The following is a 22,769-nucleotide window of genomic DNA, read 5'->3' as shown; positions in this document are numbered from 1 at the left end:
AACGATATTAAAATTACAAAAAAAAATCAAGCGGGCAAAAGATTAACCGAAGATATTTCTTTAATTGATTTTTAAGGGCGGACTTTATAAACTGCGCCCATACATTTCATGAAAACGGACGTCTTGAATCCAAAAGTTTGCGCGCGTTTACTGCAGATCGCCGCCAGCGTAAGGCCTCAGTTTTGAGGGGGAGAGAGAAACCGTAGGGGCTTCGCTTGCGAAGTCCTCTTCAATAAAGACGGGCGCGCGACAAGCGCGGCCCCTACGAAGACTGGCCAATTGAATTGCCATCCACCCACATAACTGAGGGGTTACCCGCCAGCTCCTGATTAGCTTGCCAAACAAAAAACCAAATGTATAATGCCGGCATGAATAAAGAAACAACCATTGGCGGCGTTCTGATAGACGGCCTGAAAAACATCGGCATCAAACACGTCTTCGGCGTCCCCGGGGACTATGCGCTGGACTTCCTGGACCGGGTGATTGAAAGCGGACTGGAATTCGTCGGCACCTGCAATGAACTGAACGCCGGTTACGCCGCCGACGGATACGCGCGCGCGCAAGGCGCCGGCGCGGCGATTGTAACCTACGGGGTCGGCGGATTCAGCATTCTCAACGCCGTGGCCGGGGCCTGGGCCGAACAGGTGCCGTTGATCGTCATCAGCGGCGCCCCCCATTCGCGCCAACGCCGCGCGGGCGCGCTGGTCCACCACCTTGCAGGCGACTACGCCCTGCAGTCCGAAATTTTCAAAAAAATGACAATTGACTCGGCAGTCCTTGACAACCCCCGCACCGCCGCCGCGGACATTGAACGCGTTCTGGCAAACTGCCTTGCCCGCAAAAAACCGGTTTATTTTGAAATCCCGGTTGACGCCGTTGACCAGCCCTGCGACCCGCGTTCCAGCGCAGGTTCCCGGCCGGCGGTTGCCCCCGTACACCCGTCCAATCCAGCGGCGTTGGCGGAAGCGGCCGGGGAAGCCGCCGATATGATTAACACGGCAAAAAATCCGGTCGTTATCGCCGGGGTGGAAATCGCCCGGTTTCAGCTTGCCGCGCCGACGCTGAAACTGGTGGAAACGGCCGAGCTACCCTATGCCACCACCATCAGCAGCAAGTCGGTTTTGCCGGAGCTTCACCCGCAGTTTGTCGGCGTATACCAGGGCGCCTTCAGCCGCGAAAGCACGCGCGCCCAGATTGAATCCTCGGATTGCGTACTTTGCCTCGGAGTCTGGATGAACGATTTCAACACGGGAATGTTCACGACTAAACTGGATGAAAACAGCCTGCTCAACGCGCATTCAGATTATCTGCAAATCAAGCACCATGGCTACAACAATATCCGGCTGGACGACTTTATCGCGGGGCTCATCCCCCTTCTGCGGCCGCGGTCATTCATCCAATCGCATCCCCTGGCCCGCGCCCTGCCCCGCCGCAATTACCGGGCGCAGGCCGGGCAAAAGATCACTGTCCGGCGGTTTTACGAAAGAATCAACAACCTGCTGGATGACAACATGATCCTTATTTCAGACACCGGCGACTGCATCTGCGCGGCGGCGGATTTATACATTGAAGAGGCCGAAAACTTCATCGCCCAGGCCTATTACCTTTCCATCGGATTTTCCCTGCCCGCGGCGCTCGGCGTGTCGCTGTCCAGCCCCGGCAAGCGCGCGGTGGTTTTAATCGGCGACGGCGCCTTCCAGATGACGGCCCAGGAGCTTTCCACCATCATCCGCAAAGAATGCAATCCCATAATTTTTGTCCTGAACAACCAGGGCTACGTGATTGAAAGAATGATCCACGACGGGGTTTACAACGATATCCAGAACTGGAAATACCATAAACTGGGCGAAGCGTTCGGCAGCGGCAATCCCGGCGCGGCGGTCCGCGCCGAGGACGAGCTTGAAAAGGCGATTGAAGCCGCGCTGGCGGACAACACCCGTCCGGCGCTTATTGAAATTGTCCTGGAACCGCGGGATTGCTCGGAAGTGCTCGCCGTTCTTGGCCGGGAAGTGCGCGGTTTGAGCAAGCTTCCCGAAGGCGGCCGAGCCGCCGGCCGCAAATTGCCGCCGGCGGATTGATGATGAATAACGCGCTATGCAAGCTTGATGTCGTCGCTCACGCGGGGTTAACCACGTTGCATGAAATTCGTGCAATATTCGGGTTATAAAATGCCGAGAAAATCAAATAGCATGAAATTAGACCCGATTAAAATGAAAGACTGGCAGATTGCCGAGGCGGCCGAAGAAAATATGCGGCCGTTCTCCGAACTGGCCGCCGAAATAGGATTCAAGGACGAAGAAATAATCCCGATGGGCCGGCAAATCGGAAAAATTGACGCCCTGCGCGCCCTGAAACGGCTGCATAACGCGCCCCGTGGCAAATACATTGACGTAACCGCCATTACCCCCACTCCGCTCGGCGAAGGCAAAACCACGACCACCATGGGCTTGATTGAAGGCCTCGGCCGGCTCGGCAAAAAAGTCGCGGGCGCGATCCGCCAGCCAAGCGGCGGGCCGACCTTCAACATCAAGGGGTCGGCCGCCGGCGGCGGCCTGGCGCAGTGCATCCCGCTCGCGCCTCTCTCCATCCGCCTCACCGGCGACATTGATTCCATCACCAATGCCCATAACCTGGCCATGGTGGCGCTCACTTCCCGGATGCAGCACGAGCGCAATTACGACGACGCGCGCCTCGCCAAAGCCGGCCTGAAACGGCTGGACATTGACCCGCGGCGGATTGAAATCAAATGGGCGATTGACTTCTGCGCGCAAGCCCTGCGCAACATCACCATCGGCAAAGGCGGCAAAATGGACGGATTTGAAATGGAATCCGGATTTCAAATCACCGTCTCCAGTGAAATCATGGCCATCCTGGCGGTGGCGCGCGACCTGCAGGATTTGCGCGCGCGCATGGCGCGGATCGTGGTGGCCTATGACAAAAAAGGCAACCCGGTTACCACCCGCGACCTGGAAGTTGACGGCGCCATGACGGCCTGGATGACGGACGCCATCAACCCTAATCTCCTGCAAACGATAGAAGGCCAGCCGGTCTTTGTCCATGCCGGACCGTTTGCCAATATCGCCATCGGGCAAAGCTCAATCATCGCCGACGAAATCGGCATCCGCCTCGGCGAATACCATGTCACGGAAAGCGGCTTTGCGGCCGACATCGGTTTTGAAAAATTCTGGAACCTGAAATGCCGTTTTTCAGGGTTGCAACCGAACGCGGTCGTGATTGTGGCAACCGTGCGCGCGCTTAAAATGCACGGCGGCGGCCCGGCGGTTAAACCGGGGCTGCCGCTGGACGAAGCCTATCGCCGCGAAAATCTGCCCCTGCTTGAAAAGGGCTGCGAAAACCTGGCGGCCCATATTGAAACCGTCAAGAAAAGCGGCGTGCGGCCGGTGGTCTGCATCAACGGTTTCCATACCGACACCCGGGAGGAAGTGGCGCTGATAAAAAAGATCGCCGAGCAAAACGGCGCCCTGGCGGCGCTTTCCGAGCATTGGCTCAAGGGCGGCGAGGGAGCGCGGGAGCTGGCCGAGGCGGTCATGGCCGCCTGCGGCGAAAAGAACCATTTCAAATTCCTCTATGATCTTTCCATGCCGCTGCGCCAGCGGATTGAAATAATTGCGAAGGAAGTTTACGGCGCCGACTGCGTAACTTACACCGACACCGCCGCAGCCAAGGCCCGGGCGTTTGAAGCCGACCCGGAAATCGCGCAACTCGGCACGTGCATGGTTAAGACGCATTTAAGCCTCTCGCACGACCCGAACGTGAAAGGGCGGCCGCGCGGCTGGACTCTGCCGATCCGCGATATCCTGATTTACAAGGGCGCGGGATTCGTCGTGCCCGTGGCGGGCGACATCAAACTCATGCCGGGCACATCATCAAGCCCGGCCTTCCGCAACCTTGACGTGGACGTCCAGACCGGCAAAGTCAGGGGATTGTTCTGAAAATAAACAGGAGACAGGATGACACATTCCCAGATTAATTTCCGCGGGCTCGGCATAGAACCCGGGCTGTTAAATGCCCTTGACGAGCATAAATTTATTACGCCGACCCCGATTCAATACAAGGCCATTCCCATCGCCATTGAGGGAAAGGACCTTATCGGCATCGCCCAGACCGGCACCGGCAAGACGCTCGCCTTCGGCATTCCCATGGTTCAGCGCCTGGGGCAAAAACCGGGTCAACGCGGACTGGTGCTGGTGCCGACCCGCGAATTGGCCATGCAAGTCAATGACGCCCTGGTAAAAATCACGCCGGTCTATAAACTAAAAACCACCGTCGTCATCGGCGGGGCTTCCATGCACGAACAACTTCTCCGGCTTAAACAAAATCCCCAGATAATCATCGCCACGCCCGGCCGGCTGAACGACCATATTGAACATCACCGTCTGCGGCTGGACGATGTCGGCGTCCTCGTGCTGGATGAGGCCGACCGAATGCTGGACATGGGGTTTCTACCGCAGATTGAGCGCATATTGAAAACTATTCCCCGCGCGCGGCAGACCATGCTTTTTTCGGCAACAATCCCGCCGAGCATAGTCAAGATCGCTTCGCGGCACATGCAAATGCCGGTCCAGACCGAAATCGCTCCCTCCGGCACGGCCGCAGAACTGGTTTCGCAGGAACTTTTCGTCACGCGGCGGGAATTGAAAGGAAATCTCCTGAACGAATTGCTGAAACAATATTCCGGTTCGGTGCTTTTATTTGTGCGGACAAAGCGGTCGGCCGCCAGGGTGGCGCGGCTGCTTGAAAACAAGGGGCACTCCGTCGCGGAAATTCACGCCGACCGGTCTTTAGGCCAGAGGAAGGACGCCTTGCGGGGCTTCAAATCCGGGCAATACCGCATTCTCGTGGCAACCGATATTGCCGCAAGGGGCATTGATGTGGCCGGGATTGAGCTTGTAATAAATTATGATTTGCCGGACGATCCCGAAAATTACGTCCACCGGATCGGACGCACCGGGCGGGCGGGCAAAACCGGCCATGCCATCACGCTGGCCATGCCTGACCAGAAACAGGATGTGCTCCGGATTGAAAAGATTATCCGCGCGAGCATCCCCTTGTCCACCCACCCGGACATGCCGGCGGAAAAATTTTATCCTCCGCCGAAGGTCATGACCCGCTCCTTCCGTCCTTCGCGCCGGCGCTGGCGGCGCTGATATACCCCCGACCGAACGTTAACCGGACGTTTCCTTACGGTTTGCCGGCTTCCGGCTTGGCGGCAGGTTGGGCGGCGGCCTGTTCCGAACCTTTGCGGATATAGACTTCCACGCGCCGGTTCTTCTCATTGCCGTTGACGGAATCATTGGGCGCCAGCGGCCGGGTATAACCGTAGCCGACCGGCTTCATGCGACTGACCGGGATATTGAAGTTTTTGTGGAGGTAATCCCGGACGGCCGCGGCGCGGCGCGCGGAAAGCTCCATGTTGTATTTGAAAACCGAAGTTTTGCGCTTGTCGGCATGGCCTTCAATGCGGGCGGTTGCGCCCGGATCGCGGGCAAGCACCTTGCCAATCTTGTTCAGGTCGGCAAAATACTGGCTGCGAATGACTGCTTTGTCGGTTTCAAATTCAATATGGAGGGTGAACAGCAAAAGGTCGTCGCTGGGATCCAGCGGATTGGTGCCGTCTTCAATGACCTCATGGCCGTCGGCCACGCCACCGGCGTCGGTATCGCGCACAAGCGGATTGGTTTTATAATTGTACACTTCGGCGCCGTCTTTCAGACCGTCATAGTCGGTATCCGGATTCAGGGGATCGGTCAAATATTTTTTGACTTCCTCCCCATCCGTCAAACCGTCGCCGTCCGTGTCGGGATTATGCGGGTCGGTGCCCAGTTGAAGCTCCTCGGCATCGGAAAGACCGTCGCCGTCGCTGTCAAGCGGGCCGCCGGAAACCACGTATTTCGCGGGGACATGCGCGCCCCATTTCCAATTGACGCCGACGCTCGGCATGAAATTAAACTCAATGGCATCCCGTTCCTTGTGGATCGGCGAAGCGCACATCAAATCCACAGCGAGGGACCATTCCGGATTAAAGTGATAAGCCAAACCGCCGCCGTAACGCAGAACGGGGTCAATCCGCCAGCAGTCCTCGCGTTCGCGCTGGAAATAATTTCCACCCACACCCACCCGGAAATACGGATCCCAGTGGCGGTCATCGGCGGCAATGATGTGAAAAAGCGCGTCCGCAGCCAAGCCGAGCGCCCATGTGGACTCGCCGTCAAGCCCTTTCCGGGGATGCGGCACATTATTGGCGTCATAGTCATAAACGGTATTGCGGTTCAATTTGGGAAAAACGAGGAGAGAGCCTTCAAATGACCAGCGGGGATTGTAATCATAGCCGATTTTCAACTGGATAAAGCCCCCGGATTTGGTGGCCTCGTCGCCTTCAAAATTGATATAACCGCCGCCGAGCCCGAGGTACCACGGCGGAATCTCCTCGCTCTGCGGCGCGGTTTCCGCAAATGAAGGCCATGCAACCGTTAAACCCGCCCCGATTAACAAGCCCGCCATCAGAAACTTTTTCATATTCAATCTACCTCCGGTAATTACCATAATTGCAAAGTTGCGTTACTTTTCTAACATGACTTGCGGATAGAACGCAAGGAAAAAAAACATTATTTTGCGCCTTTTGCCGCCGGCGGCGGTTATAACCCGCCCCCGCCTTGGCGCGCCGGCGCGCGCGGCATCCCCCGGATAAATTCTCCCGCGGTCTGTCCGGCAACATTCCGGAATACGCGCATGAAATAAAACTGGTCGGCGAACCCGGTCTCTTCGGCGGCCTCCTTGATGGAAGCGCCCCGCAGCAGCAAATCCTTGGCGCGGGAAATGCGCGCGGCCATGATGAATTCCACGGGACTGCGGCCGGTGTGCCGGCGGAACATTCTCCGGAAGTGCGGCACGCTCAAACGGCTGACCGCGGCCAGTTCGCCGACCGTCAGCCGGGCCCCCAAGCGGCGCCGAATATGTCCGATCGCGGCTTCCAAGCCGGGGCCGGACGCCTTAAAATTCCCGGCGGATTGGAGACGAAATAACCCCGCCAGCATGTTCAGGATCACGGCCTGCCGCTCCAGCGCCGCGGCCCGGTCCTCAATATCCATCAGCCGCAGCAACTCATAAAATGACGGGCGCACGATTTCGGCCGCACGATGAAGCACCGGCCCGCGGCAACCGAGCCCGGCAATGTCAAGCTGTGTCGTCGCCAGCGGACCGTTCCAGAGAATCCAGCGGCTGAACCAGGTCCGGTCCGGACCGTAAACCGCCGGTTCTTCCGGCAGGAGCAGAAACGCATCGCCGGCTTGAACGGGATAACGGCCACCGCTTTGCGTTATTAAAACGCCTGCGCCCGATTCCACCGCCACAACCGCGCACTGTCCCAGAATGCGCAGCCGGCAAAGGTCTTTTCCCGCGTCCCGCGCGCTGCCGATACGGTCCACCCATAGTCCGGCCCGGCGCTCATAAACGCCGGGCGTCCGGAACCGCGTTTCGCGGAAGACAGTTATCTTTGCGATTGTTTTGTCCATACAAATGATCGCTTTGTGCATTGTTTTACATGAAAGCATTTACTAACATTGCCCCATAAACAATTCAAGCTAATTCATAACATAAGCGAATAGTATATAATCAGAGAAGGAAAACCACCATGAACGAACGCGACCGATGCCTGCAAACGTTGTTGTTTAAAAAACCCGACATGGTCCCACTGACGCCGGGTTGCGGACGGGAATCAACAATTGCCGCCTGGCGGAAACAGGGATTGCCCGCGGACCAGGCCAATCAATACAACGAATACGCCTACCGCCTGGCGGGGGGAAAACTGCCCTGGCCGCAGGGCGGAACAAATTTTTCTGTCAATTTTATGATGATCCCGCAGTTTGAGGAAAAAACCATTGAGGAGAATGAAAATTCCATAATCGTTCAGGACTGGAAAGGCAACGTCTGCGAGATTGACAAGAAATATTCCGTGGAATATCTGCGCAGCGGCAGGGATTTTGTGACCCGGCGCTGGCTCAAATGCCCGGTGGAAAACCGCAAGGACTGGGAAGACATGAAAAAACGTTATAATGCGAATGACCCGGCGCGGCTGCCGCCGAAAGCCGAAGAACTCGGCCGGCGGTTGCGCGGGCGCGACTGGTTTGTTGAGCCGAACATTTACGGCCCTTTCTGGCAGTTGCGCGAATGGGTTGGATTTGAAGGGCTCTGCATGCTGTTTTACGACGCCCCCGCCCTGGCCGCCGATATGATCGCCTTCTGGCAGGAATATATCGCCGGGGTGCTCAGGCAAACTTTCAAATATTGCATCCCGGACAGCATCCACATCTCCGAAGACATGGCTTACAAGAATTTTTCCATGATTTCCCCGGAAATGGCCAGAAAATTCATGTTGCCGACCTGGAAGCGCTGGGGCGAGATCATTCGCGGCGCGGGCGTGCCGGTCTACGCCTGCGATTCCGACGGCTACGTCGGCGAACTGATCCCGCTCTGGATTGAAGCTGGCATCAATGTCTGCGACCCCATGGAAGTTGCGGCCGGCAACGACATTGCCGCGCTCCGCAAGCAATTCGGGAAAAACATGGCTTTCCGCGGAGGAGTGGACAAGCGCGCCATGGCCAGGGGCGGCCGCGTGATAGAAGCGGAAATAGAAAGACTGCGCCCCGTGATTGAAGACGACGGCTATATCCCCGGCTGCGACCACGGCGTCCCGCCGGACGTTTCCTGGCCCGATTACGTCAATTACGTGCGTTTGCTGGCCAAAGCCACGGGCTGGTTGTAAAAGAAAAATCCGGGATTAAGCATACTCGTAAGATTTTTCCGCTCACTTGCCGGACGCAATCAGATGCTCGGCAATCTGGACCGCGTTGGTGGCCGCGCCCTTGCGGATATTGTCTCCGCTGACAAACAGCGCCAGCCCGTTCTTGACGCTTTCATCGGGGCGGATCCGGCCGACGTAAACGTTATCCTGGCCGGAAATTTTGACCGGCATCGGATACTCATCGGCCGGCAGGTTATCGTAAACCACCACGCCGGGCGACTTGGCCAGGATGGCGCGGGCCTCGTCCACGGTCATCGGGCGGTCAAATTCAATGTTAACGGCCGCGCAGTGTCCGTTCAGTACCGGCACGCGCACGCAGGTGGCGCAAACCCTGATTCTTTTATCCTCAAATATCTTGCGGGTCTCCTTCAGCATTTTCAGCTCTTCGCTGGTATATCCCGGAAGCTCGTCTTTCGGCCCGCCGATTTTGGGGATCAGGTTGAAGGCGATCTGGTGGGGATAGACGGAATGTTTCAGTTCTTTGCCGGCGGCATAGTCCCGGACCTGCTGCTCAAGTTCCACCATCGCCGGCCGGCCCGTTCCGGAGACGGCCTGGTAGGTGCTCACCACAAACCGGCGGATGCGCGCCACCCGGTGCAGAGGGGCTAAGGCCATCAACACTATGATGCTGCTGCAATTCGGATTGGCGATAAAACCATTGTGCTTGTCCAATGCCTGCGGATTGATTTCCGGTATCACGAGGGGCACGCGTGAATCCATGCGGAAATCATCGCCGTTATCAATAACAATGACGCCCTTTTCAACCGCGGGCCAGCCGAACTGCTGGGACGCGCCTTTCGCCCCTTCAGTGCCGGCGAAAAAGGCAAAATCCAATCCCTGGAAAGCCTCCGGCGAAGCCGGGATAACATGAAAGGTTTCGCCGTCAATGACCTCATCCCGTTCTGAACGCGCCAAAATCCTTATTTCCTCAACCGGGAAATTGCGTTGGCGGAGGACGCGGATCATTTCGGCCCCAACCGCGCCTATGCCGACTATGCCGACCTTGTGTTTTTTCATCGCTTTATCCCTTTAAGCAAAACAGACCGCAATAAAGATTTTTTCCGGATAAAAATCAACCGGCGACTTTTTCGGCCACCATGTCCCCCACTTCGCTGGTTGAATATCCCATCTTGCCGGCGCCGAGGTTTTTCACCTTGTTGGCCGTAACGAACATGACCGCCTGTTCAATGGCGTCCGCGCCCTTTGCCTCGCCGAGCTCGGCCAGCATCATCTGTCCGGCGCAAACGGCCGCGAGGGGGTTGATGACATTTTTTCCGGTGTATTTTGGGGCCGAGCCGCCGATGGGCTCAAACATGCTCACCCCCTCGGGGTTGATATTGCCGCCGGCGGCGATGCCCATGCCGCCCTGGGTCATGGCGCCCAGGTCCGTGATTATATCGCCGAAAAGGTTTTCCGTGACAATCACGTCAAACCATTCCGGGTTTTTAACCATCCACATGGTAGTGGCGTCCACATGGTAATAATCGCGCTTGATCTCGGGATAGTCTTTTTGCCCGATTTCATGGAAAGCGCGCTCCCACAGGTCAAAGACATAAGTCAAGACATTGGTTTTGCCGCTCAAGGCAAGGGTCTTGCGCTTGTTGCGTTTGCGCGTATATTCAAAGGCATAGCGCAAACAGCGTTCAACCTGAAAGCGCGAATACAACATGTTCTGCACCGCCACCTCGTTGGGCGTGCCTTTCATCATGATGCCGCCGGTTCCGGTATACATTCCGCCCGAATTTTCGCGGACAACGACGTAATCAATCTGTTCGGGCCCCTTGCCTTTGAGGGGGCAGTCCACCCCCGGAAACAGTTTGACCGGCCGCAGATTAATATACTGGTCCAGTTCAAAGCGGAGGGCCAGCAGAATTCCCTTTTCCAGGATGCCGGGCTTAACGTCGGGATGGCCGATCGCGCCGAGGTAAATCGCGTCAGATTTGCGCAGTTCCTGGACGACCGAAGCCGGGCAGGTTTCGCCCGTTTTAAGGTAACGGGCGCCGCCCAGGTCGTAATGCGTAAAATCAAGCTTGAATCCGAATCTAGAGGCGGCCGCCTCCAGGACTTTCAATCCTTCCCTGATAACTTCCGGCCCGGTCCCGTCGCCGGGAATCACCGCAATCTTGTATTGTTTTGCCATATGGTTCCCTTCCTCTTTCCAATAAAAGCCCGTAATTTATCAATATTTACCGCAAGTGCAACCTTTTTTTTGAGGCCGGCCGGCCGTAAAAATTTTCTTGCTTTTCAACCTGCGGCCGTTAACGTTTGCGGCAATCACTGCATAATTGTACGGAAAAACAAAAAAACATGAGTAAAAACAAAGTCAAAGTCGGCATCATAGGGCTGGGCGCCATCGGCAGCGTCCATGCGGACGCTTACCGCGCCCTGCCCGACGCCGAAATATCGGCCGTTTGCGACGTCGCCAACACGCGGCTGAATGAGATCGGAAACAAATACAATGTCCGCCAAAAATATAACGATTACCGCGAACTGCTCAAAAGCGGCGTGGAAGCGGTCAGCATCTGCGTCGGCAATGCCCTGCACTGCGAGGTGGCGCTTGCCGCCCTCAGGGCCGGCAAGCATATTTTACTGGAAAAACCGATGGCCATGAACGCCGCGGAAGCCGCCCGGATCGCCGCGGCCGGCAAGAAAGCAAAAAAAATCATTCAAATCGGCATGGTCCGACGCCAGAACGAACAGGTGAAAATCGTCCGCGATTACATCCAGAAGGGATTCTTCGGCAACATTTATCATTTGCGAACGGTTCTCATCCGCCGGCGCGGCATCCCGGGCCTGGGCGGCTGGTTCACCACCAAGTCCGCTTCGGGCGGCGGCCCCCTGATTGACCTGGGAGTGCACTGGTTTGACGCCGCCATGCACGTCAGCGGACTCTGGAACCCGACCAGCGTCAGCGCCATGAACTACGCCAAGTTCGGCCGGAATATGCGCCAATACCGTTACGTCAGCATGTGGGCCGGACCGCCGAATTACAACGGCACATGCGACGTTGAAGACTATTCCGTCGGCCTGGTCCGATTCGGCAAAACAGCCACCATGGTTTTTGAAATAGCCTGGGCGGCCAACACGGAAGAACAGAACTATATTGACGTGCTCGGGGACAAGGGCGGGGCCCGGTTCCTTGACGGAAAACCGCTCGCGATTTTCACTGAAAACAACAACCGGATCGCGAATGTTTCCCCGTTGACCAACGAGTCCGAAAATATATTTCATCGCCAGGCCGGCATATTCATCAAGGCCTGCCGCGGAAAATGCCCGCCGGCCGCCACGGCCGAAGAAGGCGTTACGGTCATGAAACTGATTGACGCCGTTTATGCTTCCGGCAAAAACGGACGCGAAACGGCCGTTTAGCCCGTATTTCGCTTAACGGCCATCGCGCAATTATATTGCCTGTTTGCGGCGGACATTTCTACGCACTACCATCTTATCAAGAAATCTGTCAAGCGATCTCACTAGCTGGGTTTGACGCAGGTATGATGACTGTTTCAATGAGGCAATAATAACTTGCAACCATTTTTTCCCTAACTCCGCAAACGTAATTTCAGCATTGTCGCCCGTGCAGAGCCGCGATGCCTTTTCCTGTAATTCTGAAATGCGGCGTTCGGCAAGGGCCAGGTCCGTGGTTCTCAAAGACCGTTTTATTTGATTGCCATAACGCTTTAAAATGGCATAGTATGTCTTTGATTTTATCGGAGCGATAAAGGCAATGAACGACTTTATTAAGAATTTGATTCGTTGAAACCTTTTTCATAATGCCTACATCACACAGGTTGCAACATCAGGCGGCAAGCATTGAATTACAAAAATATTTTATTTTTGCAAATTATTGATTTTCAAGCAATTAAGTAAAAACGGAGAGGTGGCTGAGCGGTCTAAAGCAGCGGTTTGCTAAACCGTCGTACTGGTAATTGCCGGTACCGGGGGTTCAAATCCCCCCCTCTCCGCCAGCCATCAAAAATTCCCATGTTTTAGTCAAAAATGTAGTGGAGAAACACGGCCGTCAGTGATAGAGTTTCCGGGAATTTGTGGTTTTACACCCGCAACAGTCAAAACCGGGCCAACCGGCGCGATTCAACATGCCGGCGCGGGCCATGATAAAAACCTGGGAAAAAAACAAACCATGATTCCAGACATACAGGCTTGTCTATTGTGCGATGACGTGCGGCAGGAACGAAACGGAAAATTCATCCTGATCGGACTTTTTGACGTCATCAACGCGAACCAGTATCCGCTCGTTTTTCCGCGCATGTGCCTGGTCTCCCGCTGGTGCAACGGGGAGGGCGAATTTCAACAGATGAGCCGCCTGCTGAAACCAGACCAGAAAAAGGTCGTCGCCCAGGGAAGAAGCATTCCGGTCAAACTGCAGAACACGGAGGCGATTGTCACCAACATTGAATTTTTCATCAACATTGCCTTCACCGAATCGGGCGTGCACTGGATTGAAGTTTTGCTAGACAACGACTTAAAAATCCGCTTCCCCCTGCGTGTTACTCCCCTCCCCTCCCCGGCGGCGGGAAATCAGAAAATCATATGAGTCAGTTTCAAATTCAAAACGGCCGCACCGCCGTCCAAAACAAGCGGCCATCGGTCCGTTGACGATAAAATTGTCCGTTAATTGACGGGCCGGTTGAAAAAGCAGGCTTCATGAAAACCCGCGTTGCCCTTGCAAAATGCAGCACATACCGCCCGGAGGAAATCACGGCTGCCTTGGAAAAGCTTTTTGTCTCCCTCGGCGGACCGCAACAATTTATTCCGCCGGGAGCATTGGTGCTGATCAAACCGAACCTTTTGACCGACCGCGCTCCGGAAAAGGCGGTTACGACCCATCCGGAAATCGTGCGCGCCCTGATTAAAACGGTGCGCCGATGCGGCGGAACGCCTTTGGTCGGCGACAGCCCCGCGGGCGTGATGAAAATGGATTCCGTTCTGGAAAAAACGGGATTCCGCGCGTTGTGCGATGAAGAGAAAGTTAAATTCGTCGTCTTTGAAAAAGAGTCCTGTATTGCGCACGATTACCAAGGCGTGCCGCTGGCCATCGCCCGCACGGCCTGCGACGCCGATTTGGTCATCAATGTTCCCAAATTAAAGACCCATGCCTTCACGCTCTTTACCAACGCGGCAAAAAACCTTTTCGGGCTTTTACCTGGTTTTCAAAAAACGATGCTGCACAAAACCTTCCCGAACCCGCGCCAGTTCGGCGATTGCCTGGCTTTTCTCTATGGACTCGTCCGGCCGGGGTTGACCGTATGCGACGCCGTAATCGGCATGGAAGGCGACGGGCCTTCCGCCGGAACCCCCCTTCAACTGGGGTTCATGGCCGCCTCAACGGACGGGGTTGCGCTTGACACAGCGTTCTGCAAAATGCTCAATATAAATGTAAAGGACGTGTTTTATCTGGACAGCCTGCGGCGCGCCGGCAGCGGCGAAACAGACCCGGAAAATATTGACCTGATTGGCGACACCCGCGACTTGGGCCGGATACCCCCGATCAAACTGCCGGCGTCCGCAAAAGCGGCCAGATTCATTCCGCGGCGGCTGGTGCGGCTGGCGGAACCTTACCTCTGGGTCAGGCCTGTCTTCACTGAAAACTGTACGGCCTGCGGACGGTGCGTTCGGGCCTGCCCGGTCGGGGCGCTTGCTTTAAACCAGCCGGATAAAACCGGCCGGATTGACGGGACGCGGCCGCGGCTTGACCGGAAAAAATGCATCGGCTGTTGTTGCTGTCATGAAGTCTGCCCGGAGCGCGCGATAAAAATGATGCGGAGTCCGTTGTTTGCCTTGCTTTCGCCGCAAAAATCAAAAAAATGAAGTTGCCGATCAGGGCAGTCAGGAGCGGGGATGCAGGAGTCAGAACGAGAACGCCGGTAAAAACATTTGTAAATTTGGCCGTGCGGCACGCGCCGGTTGTCTATTGTCGGACACGGTTATCCTGCAAATTACAGGAGGCATATTTGCAGGACATCCTGAATTTTGAGTCCTGAAAAAAAATGAAATATAGTCTGAAACATATTCTGGAATATGTCCTCGTTCGGCTGGCGGCGGCGCTTCTCCGCCGTCTTCCTTACCGCGCCGCCCTGTTTCTGGGCTGGTGCGCCGCCGGAATCGGCTTTTACATTGTCCGTTACCGCGTGCGCGAAGCACAGGGACGCATCCGCGAGGTATTCGGAGCCCGTTTCTCAAAGGGCGAAATACGGCGGATTGCCTGGATTTCATGGCGCAACTTCATATTTACGGTTGTGGAGGCGATCCGCCTGCCGGTCTCCAGCCGGGCCTGGGCGCTCAAGGCAGTGAAGATCAATCCGCTGATTGTCCGGATGCAAGAATGGGTGCGCTCCGGCCGGGGTGGAATTATCGCCACCGCGCACATGGGTGCATGGGAACTGGCGGCACTGGCCTGTCTGGTCCATGACATTCCGCTTTTTTCGCTGGCCGCCGCGCAGAAAAACAAGCTCGTGGATGAATTCTACAACCGGGCCCGGGCCGGCACCGGGTTTGAAACCGTCCTGCGCTCGGCCTCCGTCCTGAAAACAATCCTGCGTAAGATAAAGACCGGCCGCATGCTCGCGATTTTATCGGATGTGCGCGGAAAAACCGACGCGTTGCCCGTCAAATTCCTGGGAAAAACCGCAAACGTGGCCGAAGGCATGGGGTTCATCGCCCATCAGGCCGACGCGCCGGTTTTCCCGGTTATGATCAGCCGCATCGGCTGGGGCGAACACCATTGCCGGATTTACGAGCCGATTTTTCCGGACCCTCATGCCGAAAAAAGGACCGACGCCCTCCGGATAACCCAAGCCGTTTTTGACATACTGACTGCATGCGTCCGGAACGAACCGGAACAATGGTTCTGGTTCAACAAACGCTGGATTTTTGACCCCCTTGCGAAAACTGAAAACAAACGCCAGTCTCCGGAAGCGTAAAACTACGGTGCAAACAAACGCCGGATTGCGGCCCCGCCGCCTTAAGTTTTCCGGTTGATGTTTCCGCCGGAGAGAGTAAGATGCGTTACAAATCACGGCGCAAACTTTCAGCAACGCGGGGATAATGCTTGTGTTTGAAATCAGCATAAAGGCAAGTTTTTGCGGAGCGCACAGGCTGGCCGGCTACCAGGGCCCGTGCGCCAATCTGCACGGCCACAACTGGGAAGTTGAAATTTTCCTGCGGGGAAAAACGACCGACCGTCTGGGCATGCTGGTTGATTTCAAGCAGGTAAAAACGACGCTCCGGGCCGCGCTGGAAAAGCTTGACCACCGGAACCTGAGCGACCTGCCGATGTTTAAAAGAAGAAATCCGACCGCCGAAAATATCGCCCGCTTTATTTTTGAAGCGCTTGCCCCCGCGTTCCCGGCCGCCCGTTGCCGGCTGCACCGCGTGCGGGTCAGCGAAAACCACGGCACGGCCGCCTGGTATTGTAAAAAAAACTGATTCCCGGACAAACCACCATTCGCCAGTTTGCAAACGAACCATGCGTCCGCCCCGGCGGCCGCAAATAATAACAACGCAACGCCGTGAAAAAAAAACTGCTGGTCTGCGAAACATTCATCTCCATCCAGGGCGAGACAACCTGGAGCGGCTGGCCGTGTTTTTTCATCCGCCTCGCCGGCTGTAACCTGCGCTGCCGCTATTGCGACACAAAATATGCCTGGCGCGGCGGCCGGGCCCGCCCCATCCTCGAACTGGCGGCCGGTTTCGCGGCCGCCAAAACGCCCCTGGCGGAAATTACCGGCGGAGAACCCCTCCTGCAGGAAAACGTTTACGACCTCCTGAAACTGCTCCTCCGGCGCCGAAAAGGAAAAATCCTGCTGGAAACAAACGGCGCTTGCGACACGGCGCGCGTCCCCGACGGCGTCATAACCATTCTGGACATAAAATGCCCGGGCAGCGGTTTTGCCAACACGGTTCACTGGAAAAACATACCACGCTTGAAGACGAACGACGAGGTTAAGTTTGTCATCTGCAGCAGAAAGGATTACGAATGGGCCCGCCGGGTAACAGAAAAACACCGCCTGGCCGCGCGCTGCAAAGCGGTCAATTTCAGCCCGGCCGCCGGATTCCTGAAGCCGCGGACGCTGGCGTCCTGGATTGCCCGAGACGGCCTGCCGGTGCGTTTCAATCTTCAGCTGCACCGGCAAATCTGGCCGCAAGCTGAACGCGCGAAATGAAAGAAAAAGCAGTCATTCTATTAAGCGGCGGGCTGGATTCAACGACCCTCCTGCACTATCTGCGCAAGCAACTGGAATGCGAGGCGATTTACGCGCTTACCTTCAATTACGGCCAGAAACATTTTGCGCGCGAACTCTCCTGCGCGCGCTGGCAAATCCGCCGCCTGTCCGTCCGCGAGCATCTCGTTGTTGATATTTCTTTTTTTAAACGGTTTATCGGAAAATCTTCCGCATTGACCTCCCGCTTTAATCCGATTCCGGATTACGCCGCCATCCGGCCGCGGGAACTTTCGCAGCCGCCCACTTATGTGCCCAACCGCAACATGATCCTGCTCGCGCTGGCCTGCGCCCATGCCGAGGCGCTGGCCATAACCAGAGTGTATTACGCGGCCCAGCGCCAGGATTACTACGGTTACTGGGACTGTTCAAAACAATTCGTGGCGGGTATGAATAAAGTTCTGCGGCTGAATCACCGGCAGGCGGTCCGCATAGAAGCGCCTTTCGCCGGGGCCGGGAAAAAACAGGTTTTGCGGACCGGCCTGGCGCTCGGCGTGGACTACGCGCATACCTGGAGTTGTTATCGCGGCCATAAAAAAGCCTGCGGCCAGTGTCCGTCCTGCGTGGAACGCATGGCCGCCTTCAAGGCGAACAAAGTCCGCGATCCGCTGGAATACAAATAAATCCCTGCCCGGCGCACAGCCCGGAAAACCAATTGTCCAACGCATGCGAGTTCGGCGGCAAAGCTTTTAATCTCAACAGCGGCGCGTCAGCGGGAAGTTTTGGATGGCGGGCCGTCCGCCTTGGTTTGAAAGCTCGCAACGATCCAGGCGGAAAGCGCCTCGTCCGGATTTCTGACCGTTTCCGGAGCGATCACGAACGAAGTCTGGCCGGTGTTGTTGGCGATGATTTTCAGGCCGTGTTGAAAATCCTTGAACTTCCGCGCGCAGATTGCCCGGACGGATTTATCCTGTTCCACGCTCATTTCCACCAGCAAATCAACGGCATCGTCGCTGAAAACGAGTTCCAGCCCGTGCGTTTCCCGGAAACGGCTTATGAAATCGGCAATTTCACCGCGCAGCAAAACCCTCTGCGAGTCGCGGTTGGCGCGCAGTATTTTTTTCAGGGCCGCGTCCGGGTCAAGGATGGTTTCACGGGTGGCCTCAAAAGATTTAACAACCGTAGAGGGCAGTTGGAATTTGTAATTCCGGAAGGCCCGCTCCATCACCGTCATCAGGCCCCGCGCGCCGGTTTGCTCCGTGATTGCCTGCCGCGCAACTTCGTCAATCGCCTCGGTGGTAATGGAAAAATCTATGCCAAAACCGCTGAAATCACGCTGATACTGGGTCAATATATTGTCCTCCGAAGAAATCAAAATCTGTTTCAAATCTTCCGCGGTCAGCTGGTCGCAGACAACCCGCACCGGCAGGCGCCCGATAAATTCCGGCTCAAAACCGCCCGCAATAAAATCCATGGTCCGGGCTTTTTTCAGATACTCGCAGGACTCCCGCTCCTTCGTTTCCACCGCAAAACCGATCGCCGACTTGGCCATCCGCCGGCGCACACAATCGGCGATTGATTCAAAGGCGCCGCTGACGATAAAAAGGATATGGCGGGTATTGATGGTGCGCGAAGCCGTTTTGCCGGTCTTCTGGAACTGCATGATGGCTTCCATCTGGCCGAGAATGTCCGTCTGGCTCTGCAGATTGACATCGGTTTCCTCCATCAGTTTCAAGAGGTTGACCTGCACGCCGCGCCCGGAAACGTCGCGGCCGGCCGCATTCGGAGCCGAGGCGATTTTGTCTATTTCGTCAATATAAATGATGCCGTACTGGGCAAGCGCAACGTCGCCGCCGGCGAGGCGGACAAGATCGCGCACCAGATCTTCAACGTCGTGCCCCACGTAGCCGGTCTCCGAGAACTTGGTGGCGTCCGATTTTACGAACGGGACGCCGATCAGCCGCGCAATGCAGCGCATCAGGTAAGTCTTCCCGACGCCGGTCGGCCCGAGCAGGATTATATTCTGCTTGGCGTATTCACGCTCGCGCAGGTCGGGATTGCGCAAACATTGCCGCGCATGGTTATAATGGTCGCAGATCGCCACGGCGAGCGCCTTTTTGGCCTCCTGTTGCTGAATGACAAAGCGGTCAAGATAGTCTTTGATCTCACGCGGTTTCAGGTTGAATTCGCTGATTTTGCGCAATTTTTCCGCATTTCCGGCCGCGGCTTCCTCCCGGCCGCCGGCGGCGGCGTCTTCCGGCCGCGGAAAGCCCATGATCGGCGCAAAGCGGCCGTTGCGCAACATGTCTTCAACCTGTCGGCGAAGATCCTCCGGAGATGGTTTGGTTTTATCGTCACTCATGGCGGACAACTTCATTGGCAACGCAATATATTTTATTACGCCGGCGGAACAAATACAAACGTTTTTTATGCCAAAATGTAACCCCTCAGTTATGTGGGTGGATGGCAATTCAATTGGCCAGTCTTCGTAGGGGCCGCGCTTGTCGCGCGCCCGTCTTTATTGAAGAGGACTTCGCAAGCGAAGCCCCTACGGTTTCTCTCTCCCCCTCAAAACTGAGGCCTTACGCTAAAATTTCCCCCCGCGAAATTTTTCCGCCGCAAAGAAAGGCTTTTCCTTCCATCGGTTTCCGCCCCTCGGGTTGGACTTCAAGAAGGCGCAGAGCGCCGGAACCGGTCTGAATCAGCGGGCCGGCGCCGCAGGTTTCAAGGACCGCGCCGGGTTCCGCTCCGCCGCCGGGCTCAACCCGGGCGCGCAGAATCTTCACGGTTGCGGCGCCGGATGCAAGCCGCGCCGTTTCCGCCTGCAGTGTAAAATAACAACAGGGCCAGGGTTGAAAACCCCGAATACGGTCGGAAAGCTCTTTGGCCGGCATAATCCAGTCAACCCGGCCGTCGGTTTTTTTCAGGCGCGGGGCATAGGAAACTTCCGATTCGTCCTGTTTTATTCGCGGGGCGCGGCCGTCCCGGATCTGCGCCAGCGATTCAAGCAGAAGCTCGGCGCCTTTTTCGGCCAGCCGGCGGGAAAGGGAAAGGGCGGTGTCATCCGGCGCAATCCTTTCCTCCGCCCGCAGAATAATGTCGCCTCCGTCCATTTTTTCATTGATGAACATGGTCGTTACGCCGGTCATCCGTTCGCCGCGGGCAATGGCCCATTGAATCGGAGCCGCCCCCCGGTATTGTGGCAACCGCGAACCATGCAGATTGACGCAGCCTTGCGGCGGGAGCTTGAGCAGGGAAGACTTTAATATCTGGCCATAGGCCACAACCACGATGAGTTCCGGCGCAAGCGCCCGCAATGCCGCGATGCTTTCCGGCGCATTCACATTTTCCGGCGTCAGCGTCCGGATGGATGCGCGTGAGACAAATTCATCAACCGGGCATTTTTTAGTCCGCCGGCGCCGGCCGCTCGGCCGCTCCGGCTGGCTGACGACCGCAACAACTTCATCGCGCCCGGTTTTCAGGATCAATTCCAGCGCCGGGCAGGCGAATTCAGACGATCCCATAAAAATTATTCTCATGCTATCCCCCGCCGGGCCGGTCCGCCCAGGTCATGATTTCAATCCCGACGTAATCCGCCAGGTATTTTCCGCGCTCCGTCAGCCGCCAGCAGCCGTTTGCGCATGCAACCAGTCCCTGCGCGCGCAAAGCGCGCAGCGGTTTTTCGCAGCCGGCCGCCGTTTCCGCGCTGACGCCCGCGCTCAAACGCAGGCCAAAAACAACTTTCTCAATCCGCCTGGTTTTTTCGCCGCACGCATCAACGGAACGCGGCGGTTTTTCGCCGCGTTCAAGGGACGCAAGATATTTTCCAAGATCCGCCCGGTTTGTCCAGCGTTTTAATCCGGCATGCGAGGCGGCTGCGGGGCCAATTCCGATATACTCCCCTCCTCGCCAGCAGGCAACGTTATGCCGGCATTCAAAACCCGGCCGGGCGTAGTTTGAAATTTCATAATGTTCATACCCCGCGTCCGCCAGGATTTTTTCGGCAAGATAAAGATCCGCAAGCTCCTCATCCTCGGAGAGAAGCCTGAAAGCGCGCTTTTTTGACGGCGCACCGGCGGCCAGCCGCGCGCCTTCCTCCACGGTGAGGGCGTAAACCGAAATATGCTTCGGCCCGAGCGCAACAACAGCGGAGATTGTTTGGCGCCAAGTGTCCGGGGGAAAACCCGGGATACAGGCGATGATATCCATCCCGAAATTGTCAAACCCCGCCGACTTAACCATCCGCACGGCCTTGTAAATATCGGCCGCAGTGTGGCGGCGGCCGAGCCATTTCAGCGCCGCATCGTCAAACGACTGCGCGCCGAGACTGATGCGGTTGACGCCGGCCGCGGCCAGCACGTCCAGCTTGCCGGGCGTGAGCGAACCCGGATTGGCCTCAACGGTCCATTCTTTCAGGCCGGTCAGGGAAACATTCCGCGCCACTATCCGGCACAGTTCGCGCAGCTCCGAAGATGAAAATACGGTCGGCGTGCCGCCGCCGAAATAAACTGTTTCCACGACCAGGGGCGGACGCTGTTTCAATTCCGTTTCCAGCGCGGAGAGATAGCGGCGCGCCAATGTGCTTTCATAAGGCCGCGAATAAAAAGCGCAATAAAAGCATTTGCCGTCGCAGAAGGGCGCATGAATATAAAGTCCGCGGCGGCGGGAATCAGGCCGGGGGTTCATTCCGCATCCCGGTTCCCGCCAGCCGGCGCCGCCGGGGCGGCCGTTTTTTTTCCCGCGCGGCGCTCTTCAAGCCGGTCCAAGACGCCGGCGGGCACGTTGAGCGTCCCGAAGCCGCGTCCGATTTTTATATCCGGCATGGCCCGGCCATGGAAATCGGTTCCGCCCGTGGCGACCAGATTGAACCTTTGCGCCAGCGCCAGGTATCTTTTGAGCAGGTTGGGGTTATGCTGGGGATAATAGACTTCAATGCCCTGCAATCCGTCCGCCGCGAGTTCGGCCACGAGTTTTGTAAGGGCTTCCGGATTAAGTTCCAGGGTAAAGGGATGCGCCAGAACCGCCAAGCCGCCGGCCTTGACAATCATTTCCACGCCGCCCCGGGGCATCAGCCGCCGGCGCTCAACATAGCCCGACCGACCCTTGCCCAGGTAACGATCAAAAGCCTCCTGATTGCTTTTGACATATCCGCGCGCCACGAGGGCCTGCGCAAAATGCAGGCGGCCGACATTGCCCTCGCCGGCAAAAGACGCCACCTCGGAAAGCGTCAACGGAATGCCGAGGTTATTGAGTTTTTTCATGATTCTTTCATTGCGCGCCGCGCGCCCGGCCTTCAATTTCTCAATATGGTTGTTTAATTCGCGGGAATTACAGTCAATAAAATAGCCGAGAATATGCATGGTGCCGCGCGGATAATCCACGCTGATTTCAACGCCCGGCACGCCGCGGATGTTTTCACGCCGGCAGGCTTCCAGGAACAAGGGCACGCCGCTGACGCTGTCATGATCGGTCAGGGCAATCGCCGCCAGACCGGCTTTCTTTGCGGCGCGCACCAGCTGTTCCGGCGAAAAACTTCCGTCGGAAAATGTGGAATGAAGATGGAGGTCGATCGTGCTCATTTATTCCGAAAAAGTTAACCGAAAGCTCCGCCGGTTGCAATTATTAAATAAACCCTGACGCAACGGGCGCGGCAATCTTCCGCGCTTGCAGGGACGCGCCCGATCGGGCATAATGCGCCATTGCCTTAAACTTCCGGCCTTGCAGGAAACAACAAAAAAACCGGCAAAAACCGTTCATGGCCGCGGACGCAA

Annotated in this window: 19 protein-coding genes and 1 tRNA gene; 12 read left to right on the top strand and 8 right to left on the bottom strand. The window is 56.7% G+C overall.

The genetic code is table 11. The features are described from left to right. Positions 1-368 precede the first annotated feature (368 nt). The 3 genes from PHP98_03400 (at position 369) to PHP98_03390 (ending at position 5,168) form a co-directional block, all read left to right on the top strand. Entirely contained in the window at positions 369-2,078 is a 1,710-nt protein-coding gene (locus PHP98_03400) for a thiamine pyrophosphate-binding protein (GenBank protein MDD5482684.1), read from the top strand. A gap of 111 nt (positions 2,079-2,189) precedes the next feature. After that, positions 2,190-3,953 carry a formate--tetrahydrofolate ligase gene (locus PHP98_03395; GenBank protein ID MDD5482683.1) on the top strand — a complete coding sequence of 588 codons (1,764 nt, stop codon included), beginning with the start codon at positions 2,190-2,192 and terminating at the stop codon, positions 3,951-3,953. A gap of 18 nt (positions 3,954-3,971) precedes the next feature. Next, positions 3,972-5,168, top strand: coding sequence for a DEAD/DEAH box helicase (locus PHP98_03390; protein MDD5482682.1), 1,197 nt, complete (start codon positions 3,972-3,974; stop codon positions 5,166-5,168). Between the two features lie 34 nt (positions 5,169-5,202). Here the strand turns inward: PHP98_03390 and PHP98_03385 are convergent, their stop codons facing one another. Then, a complete protein-coding gene (locus tag PHP98_03385; protein ID MDD5482681.1) occupies positions 5,203-6,537 on the bottom strand; it encodes an OmpA family protein in 1,335 nt (444 codons plus the stop codon). Positions 6,538-6,656: 119 nt separating this feature from the next. Next, the gene (locus PHP98_03380; GenBank protein ID MDD5482680.1) at positions 6,657-7,532 is read right to left on the bottom strand and encodes an AraC family transcriptional regulator; all 876 of its coding nucleotides are present in this window, start codon (positions 7,530-7,532) and stop codon (positions 6,657-6,659) included. A 119-nt stretch (positions 7,533-7,651) separates the two neighbouring features. On the opposite strand from PHP98_03380, the gene PHP98_03375 reads away from it, so the two are divergent. Continuing rightward, positions 7,652-8,782 carry a uroporphyrinogen decarboxylase family protein gene (locus PHP98_03375; protein MDD5482679.1) on the top strand — a complete coding sequence of 377 codons (1,131 nt, stop codon included), beginning with the start codon at positions 7,652-7,654 and terminating at the stop codon, positions 8,780-8,782. A 42-nt stretch (positions 8,783-8,824) separates the two neighbouring features. Here the strand turns inward: PHP98_03375 and PHP98_03370 are convergent, their stop codons facing one another. Continuing rightward, on the bottom strand, positions 8,825-9,838 hold the full coding sequence (locus PHP98_03370) for an aspartate-semialdehyde dehydrogenase (GenBank protein ID MDD5482678.1): 1,014 nt from the start codon (positions 9,836-9,838) through the stop codon (positions 8,825-8,827). Positions 9,839-9,893: 55 nt separating this feature from the next. Then, positions 9,894-10,961, bottom strand: a complete 1,068-nt coding sequence (locus tag PHP98_03365) for a 3-isopropylmalate dehydrogenase (protein ID MDD5482677.1) — start codon at positions 10,959-10,961, stop codon at positions 9,894-9,896. Between the two features lie 167 nt (positions 10,962-11,128). Between PHP98_03365 and PHP98_03360 the strand changes: the two genes are divergently transcribed. From PHP98_03360 to queC, 8 genes are all read left to right on the top strand, one after another. Beyond that, complete coding sequence (locus PHP98_03360) at positions 11,129-12,190, top strand: Gfo/Idh/MocA family oxidoreductase (protein MDD5482676.1); 1,062 nt, start codon at positions 11,129-11,131, stop codon at positions 12,188-12,190. Between the two features lie 502 nt (positions 12,191-12,692). After that, positions 12,693-12,786, top strand: a tRNA-Ser gene (locus PHP98_03355). 173 nt (positions 12,787-12,959) lie between these two features. Beyond that, the gene (locus PHP98_03350) at positions 12,960-13,373 is read left to right on the top strand and encodes a hypothetical protein (protein ID MDD5482675.1); all 414 of its coding nucleotides are present in this window, start codon (positions 12,960-12,962) and stop codon (positions 13,371-13,373) included. 110 nt (positions 13,374-13,483) lie between these two features. Beyond that, positions 13,484-14,647 carry a DUF362 domain-containing protein gene (locus PHP98_03345; GenBank protein ID MDD5482674.1) on the top strand — a complete coding sequence of 388 codons (1,164 nt, stop codon included), beginning with the start codon at positions 13,484-13,486 and terminating at the stop codon, positions 14,645-14,647. 179 nt (positions 14,648-14,826) lie between these two features. After that, positions 14,827-15,759: a lysophospholipid acyltransferase family protein gene (locus tag PHP98_03340; GenBank protein ID MDD5482673.1), complete on the top strand. Its 933-nt coding sequence runs from the start codon at positions 14,827-14,829 to the stop codon at positions 15,757-15,759. A gap of 130 nt (positions 15,760-15,889) precedes the next feature. Next, the gene (gene queD, locus PHP98_03335) at positions 15,890-16,264 is read left to right on the top strand and encodes a 6-carboxytetrahydropterin synthase QueD (protein MDD5482672.1); all 375 of its coding nucleotides are present in this window, start codon (positions 15,890-15,892) and stop codon (positions 16,262-16,264) included. 83 nt (positions 16,265-16,347) lie between these two features. Further along, positions 16,348-17,001, top strand: a complete 654-nt coding sequence (locus PHP98_03330; protein MDD5482671.1) for a radical SAM protein — start codon at positions 16,348-16,350, stop codon at positions 16,999-17,001. Next, entirely contained in the window at positions 16,998-17,681 is a 684-nt protein-coding gene (gene queC, locus PHP98_03325) for a 7-cyano-7-deazaguanine synthase QueC (protein MDD5482670.1), read from the top strand. The genes PHP98_03330 and queC overlap by 4 nt, the downstream gene beginning before the upstream one ends. 86 nt (positions 17,682-17,767) lie before the next feature. Here queC and PHP98_03320 read toward each other — a convergent pair whose 3' ends face one another. The 4 genes from PHP98_03320 to PHP98_03305 all read right to left on the bottom strand — a co-directional run bounded on the left by PHP98_03320 (position 17,768) and on the right by PHP98_03305 (position 22,577). Continuing rightward, complete coding sequence (locus tag PHP98_03320) at positions 17,768-19,360, bottom strand: AAA family ATPase (protein ID MDD5482669.1); 1,593 nt, start codon at positions 19,358-19,360, stop codon at positions 17,768-17,770. 220 nt (positions 19,361-19,580) lie between these two features. After that, positions 19,581-20,537, bottom strand: a complete 957-nt coding sequence (fmt, locus tag PHP98_03315) for a methionyl-tRNA formyltransferase (protein MDD5482668.1) — start codon at positions 20,535-20,537, stop codon at positions 19,581-19,583. Between the two features lies 1 nt (position 20,538). Next, a complete protein-coding gene (hemW, locus tag PHP98_03310) occupies positions 20,539-21,684 on the bottom strand; it encodes a radical SAM family heme chaperone HemW (GenBank protein ID MDD5482667.1) in 1,146 nt (381 codons plus the stop codon). Beyond that, the gene (locus PHP98_03305; GenBank protein MDD5482666.1) at positions 21,681-22,577 is read right to left on the bottom strand and encodes a PHP domain-containing protein; all 897 of its coding nucleotides are present in this window, start codon (positions 22,575-22,577) and stop codon (positions 21,681-21,683) included. Before PHP98_03305 ends, hemW begins: the two co-directional genes overlap by 4 nt. Positions 22,578-22,769: the final 192 nt, after the last annotated feature.

Source organism: Kiritimatiellia bacterium, from assembly GCA_028715905.1.
Classification (GTDB): Bacteria; Verrucomicrobiota; Kiritimatiellia; order JAAZAB01; family JAAZAB01; genus JAQUQV01.
Note: the sequence above shows the minus strand (reverse complement) of the source record. Positions and strands in the feature narration are given on the sequence as shown.